Origin of the sequence: Serratia sp. 22264, from assembly GCF_052045345.1 — a bacterium.
Taxonomy (GTDB): domain Bacteria; phylum Pseudomonadota; class Gammaproteobacteria; order Enterobacterales; family Enterobacteriaceae; genus Serratia; species Serratia plymuthica.
Genome location: NZ_JBQEOY010000001.1, coordinates 27,075 through 50,769, shown reverse-complemented (window position 1 = coordinate 50,769; position 23,695 = coordinate 27,075). Strand labels below are relative to the sequence as shown.

Below are 23,695 nucleotides of genomic sequence, written 5' to 3'. Positions count from 1 at the left end.
TCACACAAGAAAACGCAATTTTACTGACCGAAAGCACAATATGCCGGAAATTCAGCATATCCCGAGAATAACCTGAATTTAAAAAGGGTTTCTGATTGCATTTCACCCAATCTGGCATAAAGTTAATCATATGATTGATTAACTTTTGCGAGCACCGTCTATGCCAGGTCATCAAACTGCCGGCCGGGCGCGCGGCGAACAGGCGCGCCAACAGCTGATCGCCGCCGCCATCGAGATGTTCGGCGAATACGGCATCCAGGGCGCGACCACCCGCGATATCGCCCAGCGCGCCGGGCAGAACATCGCCGCCATTACCTATTACTTCAATTCCAAAGAAGGCCTCTATCTGGCCGTTGCGCAGTGGATCGCCGATTTTATCCAGCAGGCGTTCCGCCCGCTGGCCGAGGAAATTGACCGCTTCTGGCAACGGCCCGCCGCCGAGCGCCGGCCGGAACAGTATCTCGCTTACCTGAAAAGCGGGCTGCTGGCGTTCAGCGAACTGATGACCCAACCGCATACGCTGAACCTGAGCAAAATCATGTCGCGCGAGCAGCTCTCGCCTACCGATGCTTATCCGCTGATCCACCAGCAGGTGATAGCGCCGCTGCATACCAAACTGTGCCGCCTGTTGGCGGCCTATACCGGCATCGACGAGCGTTCGACCAAAATCGTGCTGCACACTCACGCGCTGCTCGGCGAGGTGCTGTCGTTTCGCATCGCGCGGGAAACCGTGCGTCGGCAGGCAGGCTGGCAGCAGATAGGTGTGGCCGAAGCGGCGCAGATCGGCGAGGTGCTGGCGGAACACATAGATCTTCTGGTTAATGGGCTGCGCCAGCGTTATGGCGCGTAAACCCTGCGTATTTCAAGCTACGGCGTTGTTGACTGCGTGCACTCCCCCCAGTCACTTACTTGAGTAAGCTCCTGGGAACTCACGCACTTGTCGCCTAGCCGTAACGTGAAATTCATTGGGTTTAATCTTTATAGGCAGGGAGTGTTATGAACAAGAAACGCAGTGCCCTCATTGTGGCGGCTATCGTGCTGATCGCCGCCGCCGGTTACGGCTTTTGGTATTACCAACAGCAGCAAGACCAGCCGCTGACGCTGTACGGCAACGTCGATATCCGCACGGTGAATCTCGGCTTCCGCGTCGACGGGCGGCTGGCGTCGCTGACCGTGGACGAGGGCGACCCGCTCCAACCGGGGCAACTGCTCGGCAAGCTGGACGATGCGCCGTACATTAACGCGCTGCAACAGGCGCAGGCCAACGTCGCCAGCGCCAAGGCCAAGCTGGCGCTGCTGATGGCCGGTTACCGCGCCGAAGAAATTGCCCAGGTGCGTTCGGAAGTGGCGCAACGCCTTTCCGCCTTTAACTATGCCGACAGCTTCCTCAAGCGCCAGCAAGGATTATGGGCGAAAAACGCCACCTCCGCCGACGCGCTGGAAGATGCCCGCACCTCGCGCAATCAGGCGCAGGCCAACCTGCAGGCCTCGAAAGACAAGCTGTCGCAATACCTCAGCGGCAACCGCCCGCAGGAGATAGAAGAAGCCAAAGCCAATCTGGCGCAAAATGAAGCCGCGCTGGCACAGGCGCAGTTGAATTTGCACGATACCACCCTGGTTTCCCCTTCGGCCGGCACGGTGCTGACGCGCGCTGTCGAGCCGGGCACCATGCTCAGCGCCGGCGGCACGGTATTCACGCTTTCGCTGACCCGCCCGGTGTGGGTGCGCGCCTATGTGAACGAATCCAGCCTGGGTAAAGCGGTGCCGGGCGCCGAACTGGAAATTTATACCGATGGCCGGCCGAACAAGCCTTATCACGGTAAAATCGGCTTTGTGTCGCCGACCGCCGAATTTACGCCGAAAAGCGTCGAAACCCCGGACCTGCGCACCGATTTGGTGTACCGCCTGCGGGTGATCGTCACCGACGCCGATGACGAATTGCGCCAGGGCATGCCGGTCACCGTTCGTTTTGCCAAACCTTGAGGGGGCGGTGATGGAACAGGTCATTGAACTGGAGGCGTTGGAAAAACGTTTCCCGTCGTTGGCAAAACCCGCGGTCGCCAGCCTGACCACCCGCCTGACCAGTGGCGCGGTCACCGGGCTGGTTGGCCCGGACGGCGCCGGCAAAACCACGCTGCTGCGCATGCTGGCCGGGTTGCTGAAACCCAGCAGCGGTACGCTGCGCGTCGCCGGGTTGGATCCGATCGCACAAGATCGTCAACTGCACGCCATCCTCGGCTACATGCCGCAGAAGTTCGGCCTGTATGAAGATCTGACGGTCATGGAAAACCTGACGCTGTACGCCGATCTGCGCGGCGTCACCGGCGATCTGCGTAAACAGACTTTCGAGCGGTTGCTGACCTTCACCGATCTCACTCGCTTTACCACCCGCCTTGCGGGCAAGCTTTCCGGCGGCATGAAACAAAAACTCGGGCTGGCCTGCACGCTGGTGGGCCAACCGCAGGTGCTGCTGCTGGATGAGCCTGGGGTCGGGGTCGATCCGATCTCGCGCCGCGAGCTGTGGCGCATGGTGCATGAGCTGGCCAACGACGGCATGCTGATCCTGTGGAGCACCTCCTATCTTGACGAGGCCGAGCAGTGCCGCGAAGTGCTGCTGCTCAATGAAGGTGAATTGCTGTTCAGCGGCGCGCCTAAAGATCTGACTCAGCGCATGGCCGGGCGCACGGTATTGATCGCTCCCCCCGCCGGCAGCCACCGCGCCCTGCTGCAACGGGCTATCTGCCTGCCTTCGGTCACCGACGGGGTGATCCAGGGCAAATACCTGCGGCTGATCCTCAAGCAGGGCGAAGATCACCGCCAGATACTGCAAGCGCTGGATCTGCCGGATGCGGAAATGACGGAAGCGGATCCGCGCTTCGAGGATGCGTTTATCGATCTGCTCGGCGGCGGGCCAAACAGTAAATCGGCGCTGGCGGAGATCATGCCCACCGTAGAGGGCGAAAGCACGCAAACTGTGATTGAAGCTCAGGGGCTGACCAAGAAATTCGGCGATTTCGCCGCCACCGACCATGTGGACTTCAAGGTGCAACGCGGCGAGATTTTCGGCCTGCTCGGCCCGAACGGCGCCGGCAAATCCACCACCTTCAAAATGATGTGCGGGCTGCTGGTGCCGACTGAAGGCAAGGCGCTGGTGCTGGATATGGATCTGAAAACCAGCTCCGGCAAGGCGCGTCAGCGTCTGGGCTATATGGCGCAGAAATTCTCGCTGTACGGCAACCTGACGGTGGCGCAGAACCTGAAATTTTTCTCCGGTGTTTACGGCCTGAGCGGCAAAGCGCAGCGCGACAAAATCAACGAGATGTCGACCGCCTTCAACTTTGGGCCGATCCTCGGCCAAACGCCGGATTCGCTGCCGCTCGGCTTCAAGCAACGGCTGGCCTTGGCCTGCGCGCTGATGCACGAACCGGACATTCTGTTTCTCGACGAACCGACCTCGGGCGTAGACCCCCTGACCCGCCGCGAGTTCTGGTTGCACATCAACGGCATGGTGGATAAAGGCGTGACGGTGATGGTCACGACCCACTTTATGGACGAGGCGGAATACTGCGATCGCATCGGGCTGGTGTATCGCGGCAAGATCATCGCCGCCGGCACGCCGGACGATCTCAAACAGCAGGTAGCCTGCGACGACAACCCCAACCCTTCAATGGAGCAGGCGTTTATCGATCTGGTGCAGGGTTACGATCGGGAGGAGCAGCCGTGAGCGAGAAAGTAGCCGTGAGCGAAAACATAGCCGTGACCGAGAAAACAACCTCCGCCGACGCCAGCGGTTTCTCCTGGCGACGGCTGCGTGCGCTGTGTCTGAAAGAGACGCGGCAGATCCTGCGCGATCCCAGCAGCGGGCTGATCGCCTTTGTGATCCCATTGATGCTGCTGTTTATCTTCGGCTACGGCATCAACCTGGATTCCAGCAAGCTGCGGCTGGGCATTTTGATGGAGCAACAAAGCGAAGACGCCCGCGATCTGGCCCACGCTTTCGCCGGTTCGCCCTACATTGAACCGACCATCAGCGATAATCGCCAACAGCTGATCCAACTGATGCAGGCCGGGCGCATCCGTGGGCTGGTGGTGATCCCCAACGACTTTGACAAACAGCTGGCGCGGCCGCACGACAGAGCGCCAATCCAGGTAATCACCGACGGCAGCGAGCCGAACACCGCCAACTTTGTCCAGGGCTATACCCAGGGCGTGTGGCAAGTCTGGCAGCAGCAGCGCGCCACCGATCGCGGGCGCGAGGACAAACCGCTGATTGACGTGCAGATGCGGTACTGGTTTAACCCGGCGGCCATCAGCCGGCACTACATCATTCCCGGCGCCATCACCATTATCATGACGGTGATTGGCGCGATCCTTACCTCGTTGGTGATCGCCCGCGAATGGGAACGCGGCACCATGGAGGCGCTGCTCTCCACCCAGGTGACGCGCAGCGAACTGTTGCTTTCAAAACTGGTGCCTTACTACTTCCTCGGCATGATCGCCATGGTGCTGTGCATGGCGGTGTCGGTATTCGTGCTCGGCGTGCCCTACCGCGGTTCTCTGCTGATTTTGTTCGTGATCAGCAGCCTGTTCCTCGCCAGTACGCTCGGCATGGGGCTACTGATTTCCACCCTCACCCGCAATCAGTTCAACGCGGCTATGGTGGCGCTGAACGCCGCCTTTCTGCCTTCGATCATGCTGTCCGGCTTTATCTTCCAGATCGACAGCATGCCGGCGATCGTGCGCGCCGTGACCTATATCATCCCGGCACGCTACTTCGTCAGCACGTTGCAGACGCTGTTTCTGGCGGGCAACGTCGGCACGGTGCTGATGATCAACCTGCTGTTCCTGATCGCCTCGGCGGTGGTGTTTATCGGCCTGACGGCCTGGAAAACCCAGCGGCGGCTGGATTAAGGAGAAAGACAATGTTTTACCGTCTCTGGACGTTAATCATTAAGGAAATGCAATCGCTGCTGCGCGATCCGCAGACCCGCGCCATCCTGATTTTGCCGGTTATTCTGCAGGTGCTGCTGTTCCCGTTCGCCGCCACGCTGGAGGTGACCAACGCCACCATCGCGGTGTACAGCGAAGACAGCGGCCATGCTTCGGTAGAGCTGACCCAGCGCTTCGCCAAGGCGAAAGCCTTTTCGCACGTATTGCTGCTGCGCAACCCGCAAGAGATACAAACCACCCTCGACAACCAGCGGGCGCTGCTGCTGATCCGCTTCCCGGCGCAGTTCTCGCGCGATATCGCCAGCGGTACTACCGCCCCGCTGCAATTGCTGCTCGACGGGCGCAATTCCAACAGCGCGCAGATTGCCGCCAACTATGTGCAGCAGATTGTGCAGGATTACCAAAACGAGCTGATCGGCAACCGCGCCAAACCCAACAACAGCGAGCTGGTGGTGCGTAACTGGTATAACCCGAATCTGGATTACAAATGGTTCGTGGTGCCTTCGCTGATCGCCATGATCACAACCATCGGCGTGCTGATTGTCACCTCGCTGTCGGTGGCGCGCGAGCGTGAACAGGGCACGCTGGAGCAGTTGCTGGTATCGCCGCTGACCACCTGGCAGATTTTTATCGGCAAAGCGGTCCCGGCGCTGATTGTTGCCACCTTCCAGGCCAGCATCGTGCTGCTGATTGGCATCTTTATGTACCAGATCCCGTTCGCCGGCTCGCTGCTGCTGTTCTACGGCACCATGCTGGTTTACGGGCTGTCGTTGGTGGGGTTCGGTCTGCTGATTTCTTCGCTGTGCGCCACGCAGCAGCAGGCGTTTATCGGCGTGTTCGTGTTTATGATGCCGGCGATCCTGCTTTCCGGTTATGTCTCGCCGGTGGAGAACATGCCTGTGTGGCTGCAGGATCTCACCTGGGTTAACCCGATTCGCCACTTTACCGATATCACCAAACAGATCTATTTGAAGGACGCCAGCTTCGGCATTATCTGGCACAGCCTGTGGCCGCTGCTGGTGATCACCGCCACCACCGGCAGCGCCGCCTACGCCATGTTCCGCCGCAAAATGGCATAAAAAAAGGCTCTGCGTGTTGAATCGCAGAGCCTTTTCGATCACCAGATATCCTATGAATTTCAAGCCACAGCCAGGCGCCTTGCGACAACGCCTCGCCTTGAAAGACGACGGATTTAGCGACGGTTGCCGAAAATACGCAACAACATCAGGAACAGGTTGATGAAATCAAGATACAGCGTCAGCGCGCCGACGATGGCGTATTTGCGGAAGCTGTCTTTGTCATCGGCGTTCAGCTGTTCACCCATAGCTTTCAGTTTCTGGGTGTCGTACGCCGTCAGGCCAACGAACACCAGCACCCCGATATAGGTAATCGCCCACATCAAGGCGGTGCTTTTCAGCCAGATATTCACCAGCGAAGCCAGCACGATACCGATCAGCGCCATAAACAACATGCTGCCGAAACCGCTCAAGTCACGCTTGGTGGTGTAGCCGTACAGACTCATGGCCCCGAACATCCCGGCGGTCACCACAAAGGTGCTCACAATTGATACACCTGTGTATGCCTGGAAGATACTCGACATCGTCAGCCCGGTCAGCGCCGAATAAAGCATAAACAGTGACGTAGCCACAGTGCCGCTCAGGCGGTTGACCATGCCGGAAATCACGAACACCAACGCCAGCTGCGCGATAATCAGGCCGAAGAAGGTGATTTGGCTAGAAAATATAAACGCTTGGATCCGTTGGTCTTGAGCAGCATACCAAGCAACGAATGCCGTCAACAGCAGGCCACAGGTCATCCAGCCATAAACCTGCGCCATATAAGCCTGAATGCCGCTGTTGGCACGTTCAACGATTGAACCATTAGAGCGTGGATATCGGTCCATGACGGTTACCTTTTGCGTATGAAACAAGATTTCGAACCCCATTACCCGTCGCCTTTCAAGCTACAGCGTTGTTACCTGCACTCGGTTATTCGGCCCATCCGTGGGCCGACCCCCTTAGGGGCCGCTGCAAGCAGCGTTCAAATCTGCTCCCGGCAGATTTGTCACCCCAGTTACTTACTAAAGTAAGCGCCTGGGGATGAACGAGCTGGGTGCCGAGCTGTAACTTGAAATTCATAGGGTATCCAAGGGATTCGGCCTGCTATAAGCCTACCACAGAAAGCCTAGCCTGAAAGTTGCAAAGGTATTGATATATTTCTGCGGTTTACCTTTTATTTATTCGCATTATGCCAACGTTCCGCCGCCTGACGATCGCTGTCGCGCGCATCGACCCAGCGCTCGCCCTGCCCGGTCGCTTCGCGCTTCCAGAACGGCGCACGGGTTTTCAGGTAGTCCATGATGAATTCGGTGGCGGCAAACGCCATGCTGCGGTGCGCGCTGGTCACGCCGACGAACACAATCTCCTCGCCGGGAAACAGCTCGCCCACGCGGTGGATCACCGTCGCCCGCTGCAACGGCCAGCGGTTGCGCGCTTCCTCCACGATCTCCGCCAGCGCTTTTTCGGTCATGCCAGCGTAGTGCTCCAGCGTCAACGCGCTGACGTCATCACCCAGATTATGGTTGCGCACCTTGCCGGTGAAGGTCACGACAGCGCCGTCGTCATCGCACTGCGCCAGCCACTGATACTCATCGCCGACGCTGAATGGCGCTGCGCCGACGCGGATACGGGTGTTTTCCACTGTTAACCCCCGGTTACCGGCGGAAAGAAAGCGACTTCATCGCCGGCGCGCAGCGGGTGTTCGGCCGCCACCAGCGACTGATTGACCGCCGTCAGCAGCTTGCCGGATTCCAGCGCCAGCGCCCAGCGTTCGCCGCGTGCGCACAGCGCCCTGCGCAGCGCCTCTACCGTGGGATAGTCTGCCGGCATCGACAAGTCGCCGGTGCCTACCAGTTCGCGCACTTGGGCAAAAAACAGAATGCTAATCATAGCTCCACCTTAAAATCACCGGACTTGCCGCCGCTTTTCGCCAGCAGCCGTACCGGGCCGATCACCATGTCTTTTTGCACCGCTTTGCACATGTCGTAAATGGTCAACGCGGCGACCGAGGCGGCGGTCAGCGCTTCCATTTCGACGCCGGTCTTGCCGGTCAGCCGGCAGCAGGTTTCAATGCGCACCCGGCTGTGTTCCGGTTGCGCCTCCAACTGCACCTCAACCTTGCTCAGCATCAGCGGATGACACAGCGGGATCAGCTCCCAGGTGCGTTTCGCCGCCTGAATGCCGGCGATGCGCGCCGTGGCGAAGACGTCGCCCTTGTGGTGACTGCCGCCGAGGATCATCGCCAGCGTGGCGGGCAGCATCTCGACAAAGGCCTCGGCGCGGGCTTCGCGCACCGTCTCCACCTTGGCGGAAACGTCGACCATATGGGCTTCGCCCGCGGCGTTAATATGGGTTAACTGCGTCATGGATCTTATCTCTTCAAATGGGGCTGGAAGTTGCACGGGCGGTGGCGCGCGTCCAACTGCTCTTCAATAATGCGCTCCCAGGCGGTGCGGCAGGCGCGGGTCGAACCCGGCATGGCGAAAATCACCGTCCGGTTGGCGATGCCGGCCAGCGCGCGCGACTGGATAGTGGCGGTGCCGATTTCTTCGTAGGACACCATGCGGAACAGTTCGCCGAATCCTTCGACCTCGCGGTCGAACAGCGGCAGCAGCGCTTCCGGGGTGTTGTCGCGGGCGGTAAAACCGGTGCCGCCGGTGATCAACACCGCCTGCACGCCTTCATCGGCAATCCACGCGGAAACCCGCGCGCGGATCAGGTATTTATCGTCTTTGACGATGGCGCGATCCACCACCTGATGGCCCGCCTCCTGCGCCGCTTCCTGCAGATAATGGCCGGAGGTGTCTTCCGCTTCGCCCCGGCTGTCCGAGACGGTCAGAATGGCGATATGCGCCGGAATGAATTCACTGCTGGCATGACTCATTGTTAACGATGCTCCTCTTCGTTGAATGCCCTATAGATTTCAAGTTACAGCCAACAACGCTGCGGCTTGAGATATGCAGAGCATTATCCGCCGATAAACGACAGGTTCTGGGTAATGCCGGTGTTGTTCTGATGCAGGAAATGGGTCTGTTTTTTGCTCAGCAACCCGCCCTGGATACGTTGCTTCAATGCCTCGAGCTGGCCGTCGTCCGCCAGCAGATCACGCAGCGTAATGCCTTGCTCGCCGAACAGGCACAGATGCAGGTTGCCGATGGCGGAGACCCGCAGCCGGTTGCAGCTGGCGCAGAAATCTTTCTCGTACGGCATGATCAACCCCACTTCCCCCTGATAATCCGGGTGGCTGAATACCTGCGCCGGGCCGTCGCTACGGCCGCGCGGTTGCCGTTGCCAGCCCTGCTGCTCCAGTTGCAAACGAATCACTTCGCCGGACACGTGATGCCGGCGAAACAGCTCGCCGCCCTCGCCGGTTTCCATCAGTTCGATAAAACGCAGTTGGATCGGGCGGTCCTTGATCCAGTGCAGAAATGCGCCCAGTTGCTGATGATTGACGTCACGCATCAGTACCGCATTGACCTTGACCTTGCTGAACCCGGCGGCAAACGCGGCATCGATGCCGTCCATCACCTGGCGGAACTTGTCCTGACCGGTAATGGCATGAAACTGGCGGGCGTCCAGGCTGTCGACGCTGACGTTAATCGCCGTCAGGCCGGCGTCGCGCCACTGGGCGACGTCGCGCGCCAGACGGTAACCGTTGGTGGTGACCGCCAGCGTTCGGATGGCCGGGTTTTCACGCACGGCGGCAATGATCTCGGTAAAATCGCGGCGCAGCGAAGGTTCACCGCCGGTCAGGCGGACCTTCTCAGTGCCCAGTTCGGCAAATGCGCGGCTGACGCGCCGGATCTCATCCAGCGACAGGAAGGTTTTCGGGCTGCCGTTAGGTCGGTAACCGTCAGGCAAGCAGTAGGTGCAACGAAAGTTACACACGTCGGTGATCGACAGGCGCAAGTAATAAAACTTACGCTCATAAGCATCAATGAGTTGCGGCACCATAACACCTTTCCAAAGCCGGGAGATGCGAGCGTTTCCACTCTGCACCCTGGTGGCTGACTTCGCCACGGCCCAAGCGCCATATTGTTCGCAGGAACAACGTAGGCCCAGAGGCTAGGAGTTTTGGTCTCAGTTCCCGCTGCTTAAATAGCCGGAACGAAACCGTGGTTTTCACCAGAATTCTAGCGCTAAATAAACGCGATAGCCAACTCGCAATTTCGCTATATAATTGTGTATACAGCGATTTTACGTGGCCACGAGTCTGGTTAACCATGATAAACGCCCCTTGCGCAGGTGAATTGACCAGAATCACGCAAATGACACTCTTTTTCGCGTTTTTACGCCAAATCCGCTACTTTATGCGGGCAGTTTCAGCCCCCTTTGTAAGGAAATTTATGCGTAATCGTACCCTGGCCGATCTCGATCGGGTGGTGGCATTAGGTGGCGGCCACGGTCTTGGTCGCGTGATGTCTTCCCTGTCGTCTTTAGGCTCCCGTTTAACCGGCATTGTGACTACCACCGATAATGGCGGTTCCACCGGTCGCATCCGCCGCTCGGAAGGCGGCATTGCCTGGGGCGATACCCGCAACTGTCTCAATCAACTGATCACCGAACCAAGCGTCGCCTCCGCGATGTTCGAATACCGCTTCAGCGGCAACGGCGAGCTGTCGGGGCATAATCTCGGCAATCTGATGCTGAAGGCGCTGGATCACCTTAGCGTGCGCCCGTTGGAAGCGATCAATCTGGTACGCAGCCTGCTGAAAGTGGACGCGGCGCTGATCCCGATGTCCGAACAGCCGGTGGACCTGATGGCGCACGATCACGAAGGCCACCAGGTTTACGGTGAAGTGAACATCGACCAGCTTACCCATATGCCGCAGGAGCTGATGTTGTCGCCGCACGTCCACGCCACGCGTGAAGCGCTGGATGCCATCGCGCAGGCCGACGTGATCCTGATTGGGCCGGGCAGTTTTCTCACCAGCCTGATGCCGCTGTTATTGCTCGACGATCTCACCCAGGCTTTGCGTCGCAGCAGCGCCAATATGATTTACATCGGCAATCTGGGGCGCGAACTGAGCGTCGCGGCGGCGGCATTGTCGCTGAAAGACAAGCTGGAACTGATGGAAGAGCGGATTGGCCGCAAGATGATTGATGCGCTGATTGTCGGCCCGGCAGCGGATACCGGGGCGGTGCAGGATCGGGTAGTGATTCAGCAACCGCTGGAAGCCGCCGATATTCCTTACCGCCACGATCGCCAACTGTTGCGCCAGGCGCTGGATCAGGCGTTGATAGAACTGGGCACCCGCGCCTGAGTTAATCGCGGTCGGTTAATCGCGCCCACGCAGCCACGGGTTGTCGCTGACGGCGCTGTTGACCATATCGATATAGAGATCTTCCACCTGCTTGCGCGCCCAAGGCGTGCGGCGCAAAAACTTCAGGCTGGATTTGATGCTGGGATCGCTGCTGAAGCAGTTGATGCGAATGCGTTCGGCCAACCCTGACCAGCCATAGCTCTCCACCAGCTTAGTTAAGAGTTGTTCCAGAGTGACGCCGTGCAACGGGTCTTTGGACGGGCGTTCGGTCATGGTCTATGGCTCGCGTTAGTCAATTGGCCGCACACCATAATCAGCTTTGGCACAGGCGACAAGAAATTTATACCCTTCGTCTTTCAAACCGCAGCGTTCACATCACCGTAGGGGGCGAAGAAATTCGCCCCCCTTGATGCGGGCACCGAATACGGCGCCCCAACGGCTCACAAGATGGCGATAAACTGCTCGCGCAACTGGTGGATTTCGTCACGCAAACCGGCGGCCAGCTCGAACTCCAGGTTCTGCGCGTGGGTATACATCTGCGCTTCCAGCTCGCGGATTTTCTGATCCAGCGCTTTTGGCGTCAGGTGCTGATACTGAGCGGCGCTTTCCGCGGCCTTGCCCTTCCCTCGGCGCTTGCTGCGGTTGCCCGGCTGGCCCAACTGCAGGATATCAGACACTTTCTTGTTCAGGCCTTTAGGCACGATGCCGTTTTCTTCGTTGAACGCCTGCTGCTTGACGCGGCGGCGCTCGGTCTCGCCAATCGCCCTGGCCATCGAGTCGGTAATTCTGTCGCCGTAGAGGATTGCCTTGCCGTTGAGATTACGCGCCGCACGACCTATGGTCTGGATCAGGGAGCGTTCGGAACGCAGGAAACCTTCCTTGTCTGCGTCCAGAATCGCCACCAGCGACACCTCAGGCATGTCCAGCCCTTCACGCAACAGGTTGATGCCCACCAGCACGTCAAACTCGCCCAGACGCAGGTCACGAATGATCTCGACGCGTTCCACGGTATCGATGTCCGAGTGCAGATAGCGCACGCGCTCGCCGTGCTCTTCCAGGTATTCGGTCAGATCTTCCGCCATGCGCTTGGTCAGGGTGGTAACCAACACGCGTTCCTTGACTGCCACCCGCTTGCGGATCTCGGAAAGCAGGTCGTCCACCTGGGTGGTGACCGGCCGCACTTCCACTATCGGATCCAGCAGCCCGGTAGGCCGCACGACCTGATCGATAATGTCGTCGCCGGACTTCTCCAGCTCATATTTGCCCGGCGTGGCGGACACGTAAATAGTCTGCGGCGCCAGCGCTTCGAATTCTTCAAAGCGCATCGGGCGGTTATCCAGCGCCGACGGCAGGCGGAAGCCGTATTCCACCAGCGTTTCCTTGCGCGAGCGATCGCCTTTGTACATACCGCCGATTTGCGGAATGGTGACGTGCGATTCATCGACCACCAGCAGGCCATCCGCCGGCAAGTAGTCAAACAGCGTCGGTGGCGGCTCGCCCTCGCTGCGCCCGGACAAATAGCGCGAATAGTTTTCAATGCCGGAGCAGTAGCCCAGCTCGTTCATCATCTCCAGATCAAACTGGGTGCGCTGCGTCAGGCGCTGTTCTTCCAACAGCTTGTTGTTGGCCAGCAGCACTTTACGCCGCTCGGCCAGATCCACCTTGATCTCTTCCATCGCCTGCAGGATCCGCTCGCGCGGCGTCACGTAGTGCGACTTCGGGTAAATGGTGAAGCGCTGTACCACCTGCTCGATCTGGCCGGTCAGCGGATCGAACAGCGAAAGCCGCTCGACTTCTTCATCAAACAGCTCGATGCGCAGCGCCAGCTCGTCCGACTCCGCCGGGAAGATGTCGATCACCTCGCCGCGCACGCGGAAGGTGGCGCGCTGGAAAGCCTGATCGTTGCGGGAATATTGCAGCTCCGTCAAACGCCGCAGGATCGAACGTTGATCGATGATCATGCCCTTGGTCAGGTGCAGCATCATTTTCAGATACAGCTCCGGATCGCCCAGACCGTAGATTGCCGACACCGATGCCACCACCACCACGTCGCGGCGTTCCAGCAGCGCTTTGGTGGCTGAAAGGCGCATTTGTTCGATGTGCTCGTTCACCGCGGAGTCTTTTTCAATAAAGGTGTCGGAGCTGGGAACATAGGCTTCCGGCTGGTAGTAGTCGTAATACGAGACAAAATACTCAACCGCATTCTCGGGGAAGAACTCTTTCATCTCGCCATACAGCTGCGCCGCCAGCGTCTTGTTTGGCGCCAGTACCATGGTCGGCCGGTTTAGATCGGCGATGACGTTGGCGATGGTAAATGTCTTGCCCGAACCGGTAACGCCCAACAGCGTTTGATGCGCCAGGCCGTCTTCCAGGCCCTCTTCCAGCTTGCGAATGGCTTCCGGCTGATCGCCGGCCGGTTTGAAATCGGAATGCAGTTTGAAAATTTTACTCATTGACTCGGCTACCCTGTGGAGATGCGCGCGCTCAGGCGGCCATGGAGCGGATGCTCGACGAATGGCCCCTAATTATGGAAAGCCCCGGCGATTTTCGCCAGTGCCTATGATACTGGATATAAAACCAGCTTCAAGCGATTCGTTGCTCAAGATGGCGTAGCCCGCCATTGACCCCGGTGGCGACGCGCAATGGCAAAGCGCCGCCTAATGCGCGCCGGCGGGGCGCGGATGCACCGACAGGGTTACAGTCGCGTGACATTTTTATTGTCAATAACTGATTTATCCCCAAAATCCGTCAAAAATTAACTTATTGATAGCACTGCGGCCAAAAATCATACATAGCCACATCATCAATACATTGGTGGCTTGATTTTAGTTAATTTATTGATATTAAACACATTTAATAAAAAGATGACAATGCGGCCAACGCGAACAGAACCCGCGCCCGCTCTCGCTTTAAACCGCTTTTCTAAATCTAATGCACAAGGTTATCCACAGGAATAGTGGATAACTCCCACCGCCCCGCCCGTGACGGGAGTTGCAGAAAGAACGCTTTTTACCGTTTCTCCTCGCCGAAACGGCTTTTTTAGTTATTTTTTCACAAAAAATTAGCTTTGTTTATGCCGATTAATGCTAAACAGCCCCATTGCCAAAAACACATTTATCCCATTTTTGCGCTCATGTGCTGCATCTTGCCGCAACCGGCGAAATAGTTTGCACCATCACTTTTCCTCACAGCACTGCAACAGTGCAAAAATCGTCCGCGTTAACTTTCCACCGCATTTTTGGCCGGGCCGCTGGGCCAGTCTACACCCGACAAACGGTTAACAAGACAATAACATTCCCCCTTTTTTCCCCGATTTTAAAAGTTGGCCTGAGAGTTGCAATCGTTTAACGGCAAAAGTGAGACCAGGTGAAATATCCGCATCGGTACGGCAGGATTAGCTGCTCTACGTTCAGCGCTAGCCTGGGGCTAAATAACTGGCAATGACACGACAAAGGCGAAAACACGCTGATAAAACGCCATTAACAACCATTTTTGGCTGTAAATCGTTTATTTTTCCTTAACCGTAACTACCTCGTTAAAGGTAGGCATGCAGCATTTTATTCTGGACATTAAGACACTCGGGAAAGAAACCGCCAAGGCGGTTCAAGCAGTAAGGAGTGGATAACGCAGGGAAGTAGACGTTTGATGGCCGTTCCTGCGCTGATGCCGGCCGGTGAAATCGGTGTGGTTTTTAGCAGGAACGCGTTACGCCTGTGCCCATTTGGGCACACATCCACGAGTGGAATACGGGTCTTTGAGGAGAGTGCCGGATGTTGAGTTTAAGGTCAGTGAACCAGTTCTACGGGCAAAATCATACCCTGTGGGATATTAACCTGGAATTACCGCGCGGCCAGTGCACGGTGCTTATCGGCCGTAACGGCGTGGGCAAAACGACGTTGGTCAACTGCATTATGGGGCATTTGCCGGTCGTCAGCGGCAGTATGACCTGGCAATTGGCGGACGAACCCCCGCAAAATCTGCTGCAGCAGCCGATGGAAAACCGGGCGGCGCTGGGCATCAGTTACGTGCCGCAAGGGCGACAAATCTTCTCGCAGCTCAGCGTGGAGGAGAACCTGCAGGTGGCGCTGATGGCCGGCCGGGACAAAACCCGGCGCATTCCGCCGCTCATTTACAGCCTGTTCCCCAACCTGCGGGAAATGCGCAGCCGCCGGGCCGGCGATTTGTGCGATGGCGAGCAACAGCAACTGGCGATTGGCCGTGCGCTGGTGCTGGAGCCGGAGCTGCTGATCCTCGACGAACCGACCAGCGGAGTACAGCCTTCGATCGCCGCCGATATCGGCAATGCGATCCGCAAACTGAACCGCGAACTGGGCATGACGATCCTGCTGGTGGAACACAAATTGCCGTTTGTGCGCCGCGTAGCGGATCGCTTTTGCCTGATGGATCAGGGCCGCAGCGTGGCGAACGGCACGCTGGAGCAGTTGGACGAGGACTTGATCAATGCCTATCTGGCAGTGTAACTGGCGGGGCGCGGAGTATTGCGCCCCAGCTCTCTTTCGAACCGGTTGATCCCCTTTCTCTGCTCCTGTGTTGTACCAGCCAGGACAGAGCCCGCGTTGCTGTGAATGAGTCAACACGCCTTCCATACTCAACGGACTTTCATACCTGATTGACCTTACCGAGGAGTGGACAATGGCCGATAACGACGCAGCGTTTATTCAATATAGCGATCTGAACACTAAGATCTGGACCCTAAAAGAACGTCTCGATATCGGGGGTATTTACGTCAAGTCACGCGATGAGCTGATCAAAGCGCAAACCTTCATTAAAGACACATTAAAAAGACCGGCAATCGTCAAATTCACTGCGCCCTTTGAGGAATGGGTAGCGCCCAAGACCGATATCGACGTGGGCTTCGTTTATATCGACGGCAACGGCGTAAATATAACCACCAAAATTCCAAGTGGCACTGAAAGCGATCACAACTACTTTATGCGTTGCTACACAACCGCCCTCGCATTGGATAATGGTGTCCCAATTCGACCAGCGCCAATCTTAAAAAACTTTACCGTCAAAGGGATCGGTGCAAAGAAAAAAACCACACCGCCTACTGTGGCCGATGAAGAAAAAGTCGAATACAACTTTATCGACGGGATCCTGTTTGACTCGCCAGAAAGCCTGCTGGGGAATTTTTCCGTTAATAACCTGTATATCTCCGGTTTTTATTACGGTATGTATTTTGGCGCCAACGCCTATATTGGGCATCACTATGCCTGTGAGATCATCCGCTGCCATGAATGCGTGCACATGCCCTCTGCTGAATCCGGTGCTAAAAACTTTGGTGAGGGAATTAACTTCTTTGGTGGCACTATCGGTAATTCGCAAGGGCTGGCCATCGGCAACCAGAACCCGAACGGCGCTTTTCGTTTCTTCGGTACATCAATAGATTACGCGGGTGCTATTGTGAATGTGCAAGCAGGGAGCGTCGAACTGCACGGTTGCCATATCGAGTTCAATAATGAAAATAGCCCACTCACTGATTTTCCCTTCCGTTGTAGCGCCAACCAAAATGCCTCATTGCTTATTCAGGGAGGCGAGATTATTACGCTGGAAGGCCCTCTGACCAAAGATTACTGTTTTTTTGCCGAAGCGGGCAGCAGTGGAATTATCGTCGAAAACGTTAAATTTTATGGTGTCAGAACCGTGACAGGGCGTTATTTCGGCGGCACTGGCGACTTTGTGATTAATAACAGCCGGCTCGATGGCGGCGGCGGGGGTAAAGGCCTTCAAACTTTAACTACCGAGAATAATAATAAAATCAAGGACGGCAGTTTCGCATTCAGCACCAAACCCTTCGGTTGGGAGGTTTCCGGCGGTAACATCAGCGATCCTTTTACTTCGGATGCCATTACCCTCGCCATTGAAGCCGGCGCGGGCGTTAACGGCAGCAATGCGCTAAAGGTGACCAAGCTGGGTAATACCAACTCAAACGCCGGTCTGAGGGTGGTTGTTCCGGTATCGCAATATGAACAGTTGGGCGCCTGCTTTACTCTGAAAGCGCTGAATGGCGGGTCCGGCAATTTATTTGCCACGCTTCGCTATGCCTGCATTCAGGAAACGGAAAGCAATGGCGTGTCGATCATCGCCAAATCTGATGCCGCCGCCTGGGATGGCACCCTAAACGCCAATGATTATGCTCAGTTCAAAGAGTACCGTTTTAACAGCAACAGACGCAAAGTGCCGGTTTGGGCAACCCACGTCATCTTGTCTTTCAATTTGTACGCTTTGGCGAAAAATGGCGTTCTGTACTTCGATAATGCCTGCGTTACTGCCATGTGAAAACGACAATTCACATTATCTCCGTCCACGGTAAATGCCGTGGACGGACGACTCGACGATCAGTGGGATAAAACGCTCAAATCCAGATACGCCCCCAGCGCCTGCCGCTCAGGTTGCGGCAGGTGAGGGATCTCCCCCAGCCATGGCGCAGGCAGCATACGGCGCAGCGTAGCCAAATATTCCTGATGACGGGGGCCCGGTGCGGTGACGTCGTTGGCAATCCACCCGGCAAGCTGCAACCCCGCCTGCTGGATCGCCTGAGCGGTCAGCACGGCATGGTTAATGCAACCCAGTTTGATCCCCACCACCAGGATCACCGGCAGTTGCTCCCGCTGTACCCAGTCGGCGAAGGTGTGCTGCTCGGACAGCGGCGTAAACCAACCGCCAGCCCCTTCGACCAACAGCCAATCGGCCCTTTGCTCCAGGTGACGCAGGCCGGCGGAAAGCCGGGCCAGCTCGATTGGCCGCCCTTCGTCGGCACTGACAATGTGCGGTGAGGTCGGCTCGGCGAACACATAAGGGTTTACTTCGCCATAGCTTAGCGCCACGGCGCTGTTGGCCTGCAATGCCAGCGCGTCGCCATTGCGCAGCCCCTCGACCGTCATGTCACTGCCGGAGGCAACCGGCTTGTAACCGGCCGTGCGATACCCCGCCAAATTGGCCGCCTGCAACAAGGCGCTGCTGGCCACGGTTTTGCCCACCTCGGTATCGGTGCCGGTGACAAACCAACGCTTAATCACGATAAATCACTCCATAAACCAGATGATAGCTGAGCGGGAATTGCCCGCCCCGGCGTGGATAGGCAGCCTGTAAAGCGGCAAGCCGCCGACGGGACAGCAAACCGGCTTCGCGCCCCTGATGCAAATGGGTGGCGCCGATCCCCTTGAGCGATCGCATCAGCGCCATCACGTCCGGGTAGTTCAAGGTTTGTCGCTCCGTCTCCAGAAGGTGGCGATAGCCGGCGCAGGCCGCGTCGATCTGCGCCAACGGCAGAAAGTCGTTCACGTGACGCTCGCCGTCTACCTGCTGCCAGGCGGCGCCCAATTCTACCAGCGAGCCTTCCGCCAGCGTGGAAAACAAAATCAGGCCCCCCGGCCGGGTGACGCGGTACAGCTCCGCCAACGCGCGCGGCAAATCGCTGCACCATTGCACCACCAGGCTGCTGAAACAGATATCCACCGCGGCCGCAGGCAGCGGCACATTTTCGATATCCCCCAGCAGATAATGGTCCGCAGCCTGCTGCTGGCGGGCGAATGCCAACATGCCCGGCGCCAGATCGAGCGCGGTAACCTGCTTCCCCAATTCGCGCCAGCGGCGGCTGAAGTGCCCGGTGCCGCAGCCTGCGTCGAGCAACCGTTCGCCCCGATGCTCCGCCCCCATCCCCAGCAAGCGCTCACCAACATCACGTTGCAGTACCGCCGCCGAATCATAACTGCCCGCCGCACGACTGAAGGCCGAAGCGACCGCCTGCTTGTTGACCGGCTCAAAGGCTGACGTCATGCAATACCTCCAGCAGGCGATCGATATCCTGCGGTTGATGCGCCGCCGTCAGGGTAATGCGCAGGCGCGCGCCGCCCGGCGGCACCGTTGGCGGGCGAATGGCGCTCACCCACAACCCCTGGCCACGCAGCTGCTGTGCCAGATCGAGCGCGCGCTGGTTGTCGCCCACCAGCAACGGCTGAATGGCGGTCACCGACGCCGTCAGGGCTAACGGCAACTGGGCCGCACCTTGCCGGAAGCGCTGAATATTGTCCTGCAGCCGGGCGCGCAATTCGTCCCCCTGCTGGATGCGCTGCAACGCCGTCTGCAAGGCGCAAGCCTGCGCCGGCGGCATGGCGGTGCTGTAAATCAAATGGCGGGCAAACTGCAGCAGATATTCCGCCGTAGCCTCGTCGCACAGTACCGCCGCGCCGCTGACGCCAAAGGCTTTGCCAAAGGTGACCACCAGCAGTTCGGGCCGCACGCCCTGCTGCCAGCAACTGCCGCGCCCCTGTTCGCCGTGAACGCCGATGCCGTGCGCGTCATCGACCATCAGCCAGGCCCCCGCTGCTTGGGTCAGGCGATGCAGCTCCGCCAGGGGGGCGCTGTCGCCGTCCATGCTGAACACCCCTTCGGTCACCGCCAGCATCTGGCCACCGCAGGATTTTGCCAGCAGGCCGGCCAGCGCCTGCGGCTGATTGTGGCGAAAACGCCGCAGCTGTGCAGGTGAATGGGCGGCCGCCTCCAGCAGCGACGCGTGGCTGAGCCTGTCCGCCAAGATGCGATCGTCCGCCTGCATCAGCGCCGCCAGCAATGCCTGATTGGCGGCATAGCCGGAGATAAACAGCAGCGCACGCGGGTAACCGAGCCACTCCGCCAGTTGCTGTTCCAGCGCCTGATGCGCCGCACAGAACCCGGTGACGTGCCCGGAGCCGCCGCTGCCGACGCCATACTGCCGAGCGCCCTGCTGCCAGGCGGCGATCACCTGCGGATCCTGGCTCAGGCCAAGATAGTCGTTGCCGGAAAAGTTCAGGTAGCGCTCGCCACCCAGCTGAATATGGCGGCCATTGCCGCCCTGGTTCACCTGGCGATGACGGTAAGCGGCATTCTGCCACCGCTCCTCCAGCGCCTGTTCAATACGTTGTTGCCAGCTCATTACAGCGCCGCGTTGTAAAACTCAGCGGTATCGGCATGCAGCAGTTGCTCCGCCAGTACCTGTTGCTGCTGGTTGTCGCCGTGCTCGGTTTCGGTCTGCTGCGGGTTGAGGCCCAGCTTGCGGAACAGTTGCAGATCTTTGTCTTCTTCCGGGTTTGGCGTGGTCAACAGTTTGCAGCCATAGAAGATGGAGTTGGCGCCGGCCATAAAGCACATAGCCTGAGTTTGCTCGTTCATTTGTTCGCGACCGGCGGAAAGGCGGACGTAAGAGGCCGGCATCATGATGCGCGCCACCGCGATGGTGCGGATGAAATCGAACGGATCGACGTCATCGTTATCCGCCAACGGCGTGCCTTTTACCTTCACCAGCATGTTGATCGGCACGCTCTCCGGCGGTGTCGGCAGGTTAGCCAGTTGCACCAGCAGCCCGGCGCGGTCACGCACCGTCTCACCCAGCCCGACGATACCGCCGGAACAGACTTTAATGCCTGCCCCGCGCACCTTGTCCAGCGTATCCAGGCGTTCCTGATAGCTGCGGGTGGTGATGATGTTGCCGTAAAATTCCGGCGAGGTGTCCAGGTTGTGGTTGTAATAATCCAGCCCGGCGTCCGCCAGCCGTTCTGCCTGGGTGTGGTCAAGCGTGCCCAGCGTCATGCAGGTTTCCATGCCCATCGCCTTCACCCCCTGCACCATCTGTTGCAGATAGGGCATATCGCGCTCGTGCGGGTTCTTCCACGCCGCCCCCATGCAGAAGCGGGTCGATCCATTCGCTTTGGCCTTGCGCGCCGATTCCAGTACCTGTTCCACCTGCATCAGCCGCTCCGTCTCAAGACCGGTTTTGTAGCGCGAACTTTGCGGGCAGTATTTGCAGTCTTCCGGACAGGCGCCGGTTTTGATTGATAACAGCGTGCTCACCTGCACCTGGCGCGGGTCAAAATGCCGGCGGTGAACGGTCTGGGCTTCAAACAACAGCTCAAGTAACGGTTTATCAAACAAGGTCTGGGCGAGACCTACTGTCCAGTGAATGCGATCGGCCATCACGGCGTCTCCAAAAATGAAAAAAGTGTCGTCAGTGTAGATATTGTGGATATACTGTCAACCATTACGAATATGATTTGGTTTACAAGTATGTCTATCAGCGCCTCCGACCTTGAATTCGACCAGCGCCATATCTGGCACCCGTACACCTCCATGAGCCATCCGTTGCCCTGCTATCCGGTAGAGGCCGCCAGCGGCGTCGAGCTGCAATTGGCCGACGGCCGGCGCCTGGTAGACGGCATGTCGTCCTGGTGGGCTGCGATCCACGGCTATAACCATCCGCAGTTGAACCTGGCCGCCACCCGGCAACTGGAAAAAATGTCGCACGTGATGTTCGGCGGTATCACCCATCCTGCCGCTATCGCGCTGTGCCGCAGGCTGGTGGAGATGACGCCGGAGGCGCTGCAATGCGTTTTTCTGGCGGATTCCGGCTCGGTGGCCGTCGAAGTGGCGCTGAAGATGGCGCTGCAATACTGGCAGGCGCGTGGGGAACGGCGGCAACGTATTCTGACCCTGCGTCACGGCTATCACGGCGATACCTTCGGTGCGATGTCGGTGTGCGATCCGGACAACTCGATGCACAGTCTGTATCAGGGCTATCTCGCGCCGCACCTGTTCGCCACCGCGCCGCAGTGCCGTTTTGATGAACCCTGGAATGAAAACGACATTGCGCCGTTCGCCACGCTGCTGGAACAGCACGCCGGGGAGATCGCCGCAGTGATTCTGGAGCCGGTGGTGCAAGGCGCAGGAGGGATGCGCATTTACCACCCCACCTACCTCAAGCGGGTGCGCGAGCTGTGTGACCAGCATCGGATACTGCTGATTGCCGATGAAATCGCCACCGGATTTGGCCGCACCGGCAAGCTGTTCGCCTGTGAGCACGCGGAGGTGGTACCGGATATTCTCTGCCTGGGCAAGGCGCTGACCGGCGGTTATATGACGCTGTCGGCCACTCTGACCACCCGCCACGTAGCGGAAACCATCAGCAATGGCGCGGCGGGCTGCTTTATGCACGGGCCGACCTTTATGGGAAACCCGCTGGCCTGCGCGGTGGCCGAAGCCAGCCTGTCGCTGTTGGCGGAGAACCATTGGCAGCAGCAGGTCGCCGCCATCGAAACGCAGCTAAAACAGCAGCTTTTGCCGCTCCTGTCGCGGCCAAAAGTGGCGGATGTGCGAGTGCTGGGGGCGATTGGCGTGGTGGAAATGCGCGAACCGGTTGACGTGGCACAGTTGCAGCGCGGTTTTGTCGAGCGCGGAGTGTGGATCCGGCCATTCGGCAAGCTGATTTACCTGATGCCGCCTTACATCATTCAGCCCGAACAGCTCAGCCGGTTGACCGCCGCCGTGGCCGCAGCGGCGAGCTAACGGCTTACCAATGCTGGTCCAGATAGCGGGCCAGCAACACCAGACACAGCACCCACAATAAAATGATCATCACCGCCGCCATGCGGCCGGTGGGATTATCGATACGCCGTTGCGCCTTCTCCCGCAGTTCCGCCATCAGCGGCTGGGGGATCAGGCGTACCGCCAGCATGATGCCCAACGGCACGATGATCACGTCGTCCAGATAGCCCAGCACCGGGATAAAGTCCGGGATCAAATCGATAGGCGACACCGCATAACCCGCCACCAGCAGGGCGATCAATTTGGCATACCAGGGAGTGCGCCGATCGCGGGCCGCCAGCCACAGCGCATAAATGTCGCGCTTGATGCCCTTGGCCCAGCGGCGCAGCCAACCAAACCACGGCGTGCGTTTTTTGAATGAAATCATGATTACTTTTATCGATCTGTGAATTATTGATGTCACGTATGTAGCTTCAGCGTTAACGAGGATAACTCATAGATGAGGCGGCTGGCGAGATGCAATGACGCTTGTGTTATCGAGCCAAAAAGATCTAGCTTAGGCATTCAGCTTTTACCGACCCATGGGGTCATTATGAGCTTTCGTTTGTACAGCAACGATCTGCAAGACGGCGCGAAAATGCCGGAGCGTCAGGTGTTTAACGGCATGGGCTATCAGGGCGATAACCTGTCGCCGCATCTGGCCTGGGATGGCGTGCCGGAAGGCACCAAGAGCTTCGTGATGTCGGTGTACGATCCCGATGCCCCGACCGGCTCAGGCTGGTGGCACTGGGTGGTGGCCAATATCCCGGCGCAGACGCGTGAACTGCCGCAGGGTGCAGGCTCCGGCAAAGGCGGTCTGCCGGCCGGCGCTATCCAGACCCGCACCGATTTTGGTTCAGCCGGCTACGGCGGCGCGGCCCCTCCGCAGGGTGAAAGCCATCGCTATCACTTCACGATTCATGCATTGGACGTTGAGAGCATTGAGGTGGATGAAGGTTCCAGCGGCGCGCTGGTCGGCTTTAACGTGCACTTCCACAGCCTTGGCAGCGCCACGCTGACGGTGAAGTACAGCTGATTCTTTGGCAAATAAAAGGCTCTTTCGAGCCT

The 23,695-nt window shown here is 58.4% G+C and carries 23 protein-coding genes and 1 riboswitch; of the genes, 10 read left to right on the top strand and 13 right to left on the bottom strand.

Going from position 1 to position 23,695, the window contains the following annotated elements; all coding sequences use genetic code 11:
• Positions 1-160: 160 nt before the first annotated feature.
• From cecR to ACTJJ1_RS00235, 5 genes are all read left to right on the top strand, one after another.
• Positions 161-850: a transcriptional regulator CecR gene (gene cecR / locus ACTJJ1_RS00255; RefSeq protein ID WP_202290276.1), complete on the top strand. Its 690-nt coding sequence runs from the start codon at positions 161-163 to the stop codon at positions 848-850.
• A 146-nt stretch (positions 851-996) separates the two neighbouring features.
• Entirely contained in the window at positions 997-1,983 is a 987-nt protein-coding gene (gene hlyD / locus ACTJJ1_RS00250; RefSeq protein WP_004941913.1) for a secretion protein HlyD, read from the top strand.
• Between the two features lie 10 nt (positions 1,984-1,993).
• Entirely contained in the window at positions 1,994-3,724 is a 1,731-nt protein-coding gene (locus ACTJJ1_RS00245) for an ATP-binding cassette domain-containing protein (RefSeq protein ID WP_004941912.1), read from the top strand.
• Between the two features lie 14 nt (positions 3,725-3,738).
• Positions 3,739-4,911 (top strand): ABC transporter permease, encoded by a 1,173-nt coding sequence (locus tag ACTJJ1_RS00240; protein ID WP_440833569.1) that lies wholly within the window; start codon positions 3,739-3,741, stop codon positions 4,909-4,911.
• Between the two features lie 11 nt (positions 4,912-4,922).
• Positions 4,923-6,029, top strand: a complete 1,107-nt coding sequence (locus tag ACTJJ1_RS00235) for an ABC transporter permease (protein WP_004941909.1) — start codon at positions 4,923-4,925, stop codon at positions 6,027-6,029.
• A gap of 113 nt (positions 6,030-6,142) precedes the next feature.
• Here ACTJJ1_RS00235 and ACTJJ1_RS00230 read toward each other — a convergent pair whose 3' ends face one another.
• The 6 genes from ACTJJ1_RS00230 to moaA all read right to left on the bottom strand — a co-directional run bounded on the left by ACTJJ1_RS00230 (position 6,143) and on the right by moaA (position 9,962).
• Complete coding sequence (locus tag ACTJJ1_RS00230) at positions 6,143-6,853, bottom strand: Bax inhibitor-1/YccA family protein (RefSeq protein ID WP_440831918.1); 711 nt, start codon at positions 6,851-6,853, stop codon at positions 6,143-6,145.
• Between the two features lie 329 nt (positions 6,854-7,182).
• Positions 7,183-7,650 carry a molybdopterin synthase catalytic subunit MoaE gene (gene moaE, locus ACTJJ1_RS00225; protein WP_202290274.1) on the bottom strand — a complete coding sequence of 156 codons (468 nt, stop codon included), beginning with the start codon at positions 7,648-7,650 and terminating at the stop codon, positions 7,183-7,185.
• A gap of 2 nt (positions 7,651-7,652) precedes the next feature.
• Positions 7,653-7,898 carry a molybdopterin synthase sulfur carrier subunit gene (gene moaD / locus ACTJJ1_RS00220; RefSeq protein ID WP_006324160.1) on the bottom strand — a complete coding sequence of 82 codons (246 nt, stop codon included), beginning with the start codon at positions 7,896-7,898 and terminating at the stop codon, positions 7,653-7,655.
• Positions 7,895-8,374 (bottom strand): cyclic pyranopterin monophosphate synthase MoaC, encoded by a 480-nt coding sequence (gene moaC / locus ACTJJ1_RS00215; protein WP_004941900.1) that lies wholly within the window; start codon positions 8,372-8,374, stop codon positions 7,895-7,897. The genes moaD and moaC overlap by 4 nt, the downstream gene beginning before the upstream one ends.
• A gap of 5 nt (positions 8,375-8,379) precedes the next feature.
• Positions 8,380-8,892: a molybdenum cofactor biosynthesis protein B gene (moaB, locus tag ACTJJ1_RS00210; protein ID WP_004941898.1), complete on the bottom strand. Its 513-nt coding sequence runs from the start codon at positions 8,890-8,892 to the stop codon at positions 8,380-8,382.
• Positions 8,893-8,975: 83 nt separating this feature from the next.
• Positions 8,976-9,962, bottom strand: coding sequence for a GTP 3',8-cyclase MoaA (moaA, locus tag ACTJJ1_RS00205; RefSeq protein WP_006324157.1), 987 nt, complete (start codon positions 9,960-9,962; stop codon positions 8,976-8,978).
• A riboswitch (molybdenum cofactor riboswitch) is annotated at positions 9,949-10,092 on the bottom strand. It overlaps the preceding gene by 14 nt.
• Positions 10,093-10,354: 262 nt before the next feature.
• Between moaA and yvcK the strand changes: the two genes are divergently transcribed.
• Positions 10,355-11,272 (top strand): uridine diphosphate-N-acetylglucosamine-binding protein YvcK, encoded by a 918-nt coding sequence (gene yvcK / locus ACTJJ1_RS00200; protein ID WP_004941894.1) that lies wholly within the window; start codon positions 10,355-10,357, stop codon positions 11,270-11,272.
• 15 nt (positions 11,273-11,287) lie between these two features.
• Here the strand turns inward: yvcK and ACTJJ1_RS00195 are convergent, their stop codons facing one another.
• Together ACTJJ1_RS00195 and uvrB are read right to left on the bottom strand one after the other, a co-directional pair.
• A complete protein-coding gene (locus ACTJJ1_RS00195; protein ID WP_004941892.1) occupies positions 11,288-11,545 on the bottom strand; it encodes a VF530 family DNA-binding protein in 258 nt (85 codons plus the stop codon).
• A gap of 167 nt (positions 11,546-11,712) precedes the next feature.
• Entirely contained in the window at positions 11,713-13,725 is a 2,013-nt protein-coding gene (gene uvrB / locus ACTJJ1_RS00190) for an excinuclease ABC subunit UvrB (RefSeq protein WP_440831914.1), read from the bottom strand.
• Positions 13,726-15,042: 1,317 nt separating this feature from the next.
• Between uvrB and ACTJJ1_RS00185 the strand changes: the two genes are divergently transcribed.
• The gene (locus tag ACTJJ1_RS00185; RefSeq protein ID WP_004941886.1) at positions 15,043-15,753 is read left to right on the top strand and encodes an ATP-binding cassette domain-containing protein; all 711 of its coding nucleotides are present in this window, start codon (positions 15,043-15,045) and stop codon (positions 15,751-15,753) included.
• Positions 15,754-15,925: 172 nt separating this feature from the next.
• Positions 15,926-17,572 carry a hypothetical protein gene (locus ACTJJ1_RS00180; protein WP_440831912.1) on the top strand — a complete coding sequence of 549 codons (1,647 nt, stop codon included), beginning with the start codon at positions 15,926-15,928 and terminating at the stop codon, positions 17,570-17,572.
• A gap of 59 nt (positions 17,573-17,631) precedes the next feature.
• Here ACTJJ1_RS00180 and bioD read toward each other — a convergent pair whose 3' ends face one another.
• Genes bioD through bioB form a run of 4 tightly spaced genes read right to left on the bottom strand, consistent with a single transcriptional unit; the run spans position 17,632 to position 21,244 of the window.
• The gene (bioD, locus tag ACTJJ1_RS00175) at positions 17,632-18,312 is read right to left on the bottom strand and encodes a dethiobiotin synthase (protein ID WP_440831910.1); all 681 of its coding nucleotides are present in this window, start codon (positions 18,310-18,312) and stop codon (positions 17,632-17,634) included.
• Entirely contained in the window at positions 18,305-19,072 is a 768-nt protein-coding gene (bioC, locus tag ACTJJ1_RS00170) for a malonyl-ACP O-methyltransferase BioC (protein WP_440831908.1), read from the bottom strand. Before bioC ends, bioD begins: the two co-directional genes overlap by 8 nt.
• Positions 19,056-20,207, bottom strand: a complete 1,152-nt coding sequence (gene bioF, locus ACTJJ1_RS00165; RefSeq protein WP_440831907.1) for an 8-amino-7-oxononanoate synthase — start codon at positions 20,205-20,207, stop codon at positions 19,056-19,058. The genes bioC and bioF overlap by 17 nt, the downstream gene beginning before the upstream one ends.
• Complete coding sequence (gene bioB, locus ACTJJ1_RS00160) at positions 20,207-21,244, bottom strand: biotin synthase BioB (RefSeq protein WP_004941874.1); 1,038 nt, start codon at positions 21,242-21,244, stop codon at positions 20,207-20,209. Before bioB ends, bioF begins: the two co-directional genes overlap by 1 nt.
• A 90-nt stretch (positions 21,245-21,334) precedes the next feature.
• On the opposite strand from bioB, the gene bioA reads away from it, so the two are divergent.
• Positions 21,335-22,609, top strand: a complete 1,275-nt coding sequence (bioA, locus tag ACTJJ1_RS00155) for an adenosylmethionine--8-amino-7-oxononanoate transaminase (protein ID WP_440831904.1) — start codon at positions 21,335-21,337, stop codon at positions 22,607-22,609.
• A gap of 4 nt (positions 22,610-22,613) precedes the next feature.
• On the opposite strand, the gene ACTJJ1_RS00150 is transcribed toward bioA, so the two are convergent.
• Positions 22,614-23,015 carry a YkvA family protein gene (locus ACTJJ1_RS00150; protein ID WP_004941868.1) on the bottom strand — a complete coding sequence of 134 codons (402 nt, stop codon included), beginning with the start codon at positions 23,013-23,015 and terminating at the stop codon, positions 22,614-22,616.
• A gap of 165 nt (positions 23,016-23,180) precedes the next feature.
• Here ACTJJ1_RS00150 and ACTJJ1_RS00145 point away from each other — a divergent pair, with 165 nt between their 5' ends.
• Positions 23,181-23,663, top strand: coding sequence for a kinase inhibitor (locus ACTJJ1_RS00145; RefSeq protein WP_006324150.1), 483 nt, complete (start codon positions 23,181-23,183; stop codon positions 23,661-23,663).
• Positions 23,664-23,695: the final 32 nt, after the last annotated feature.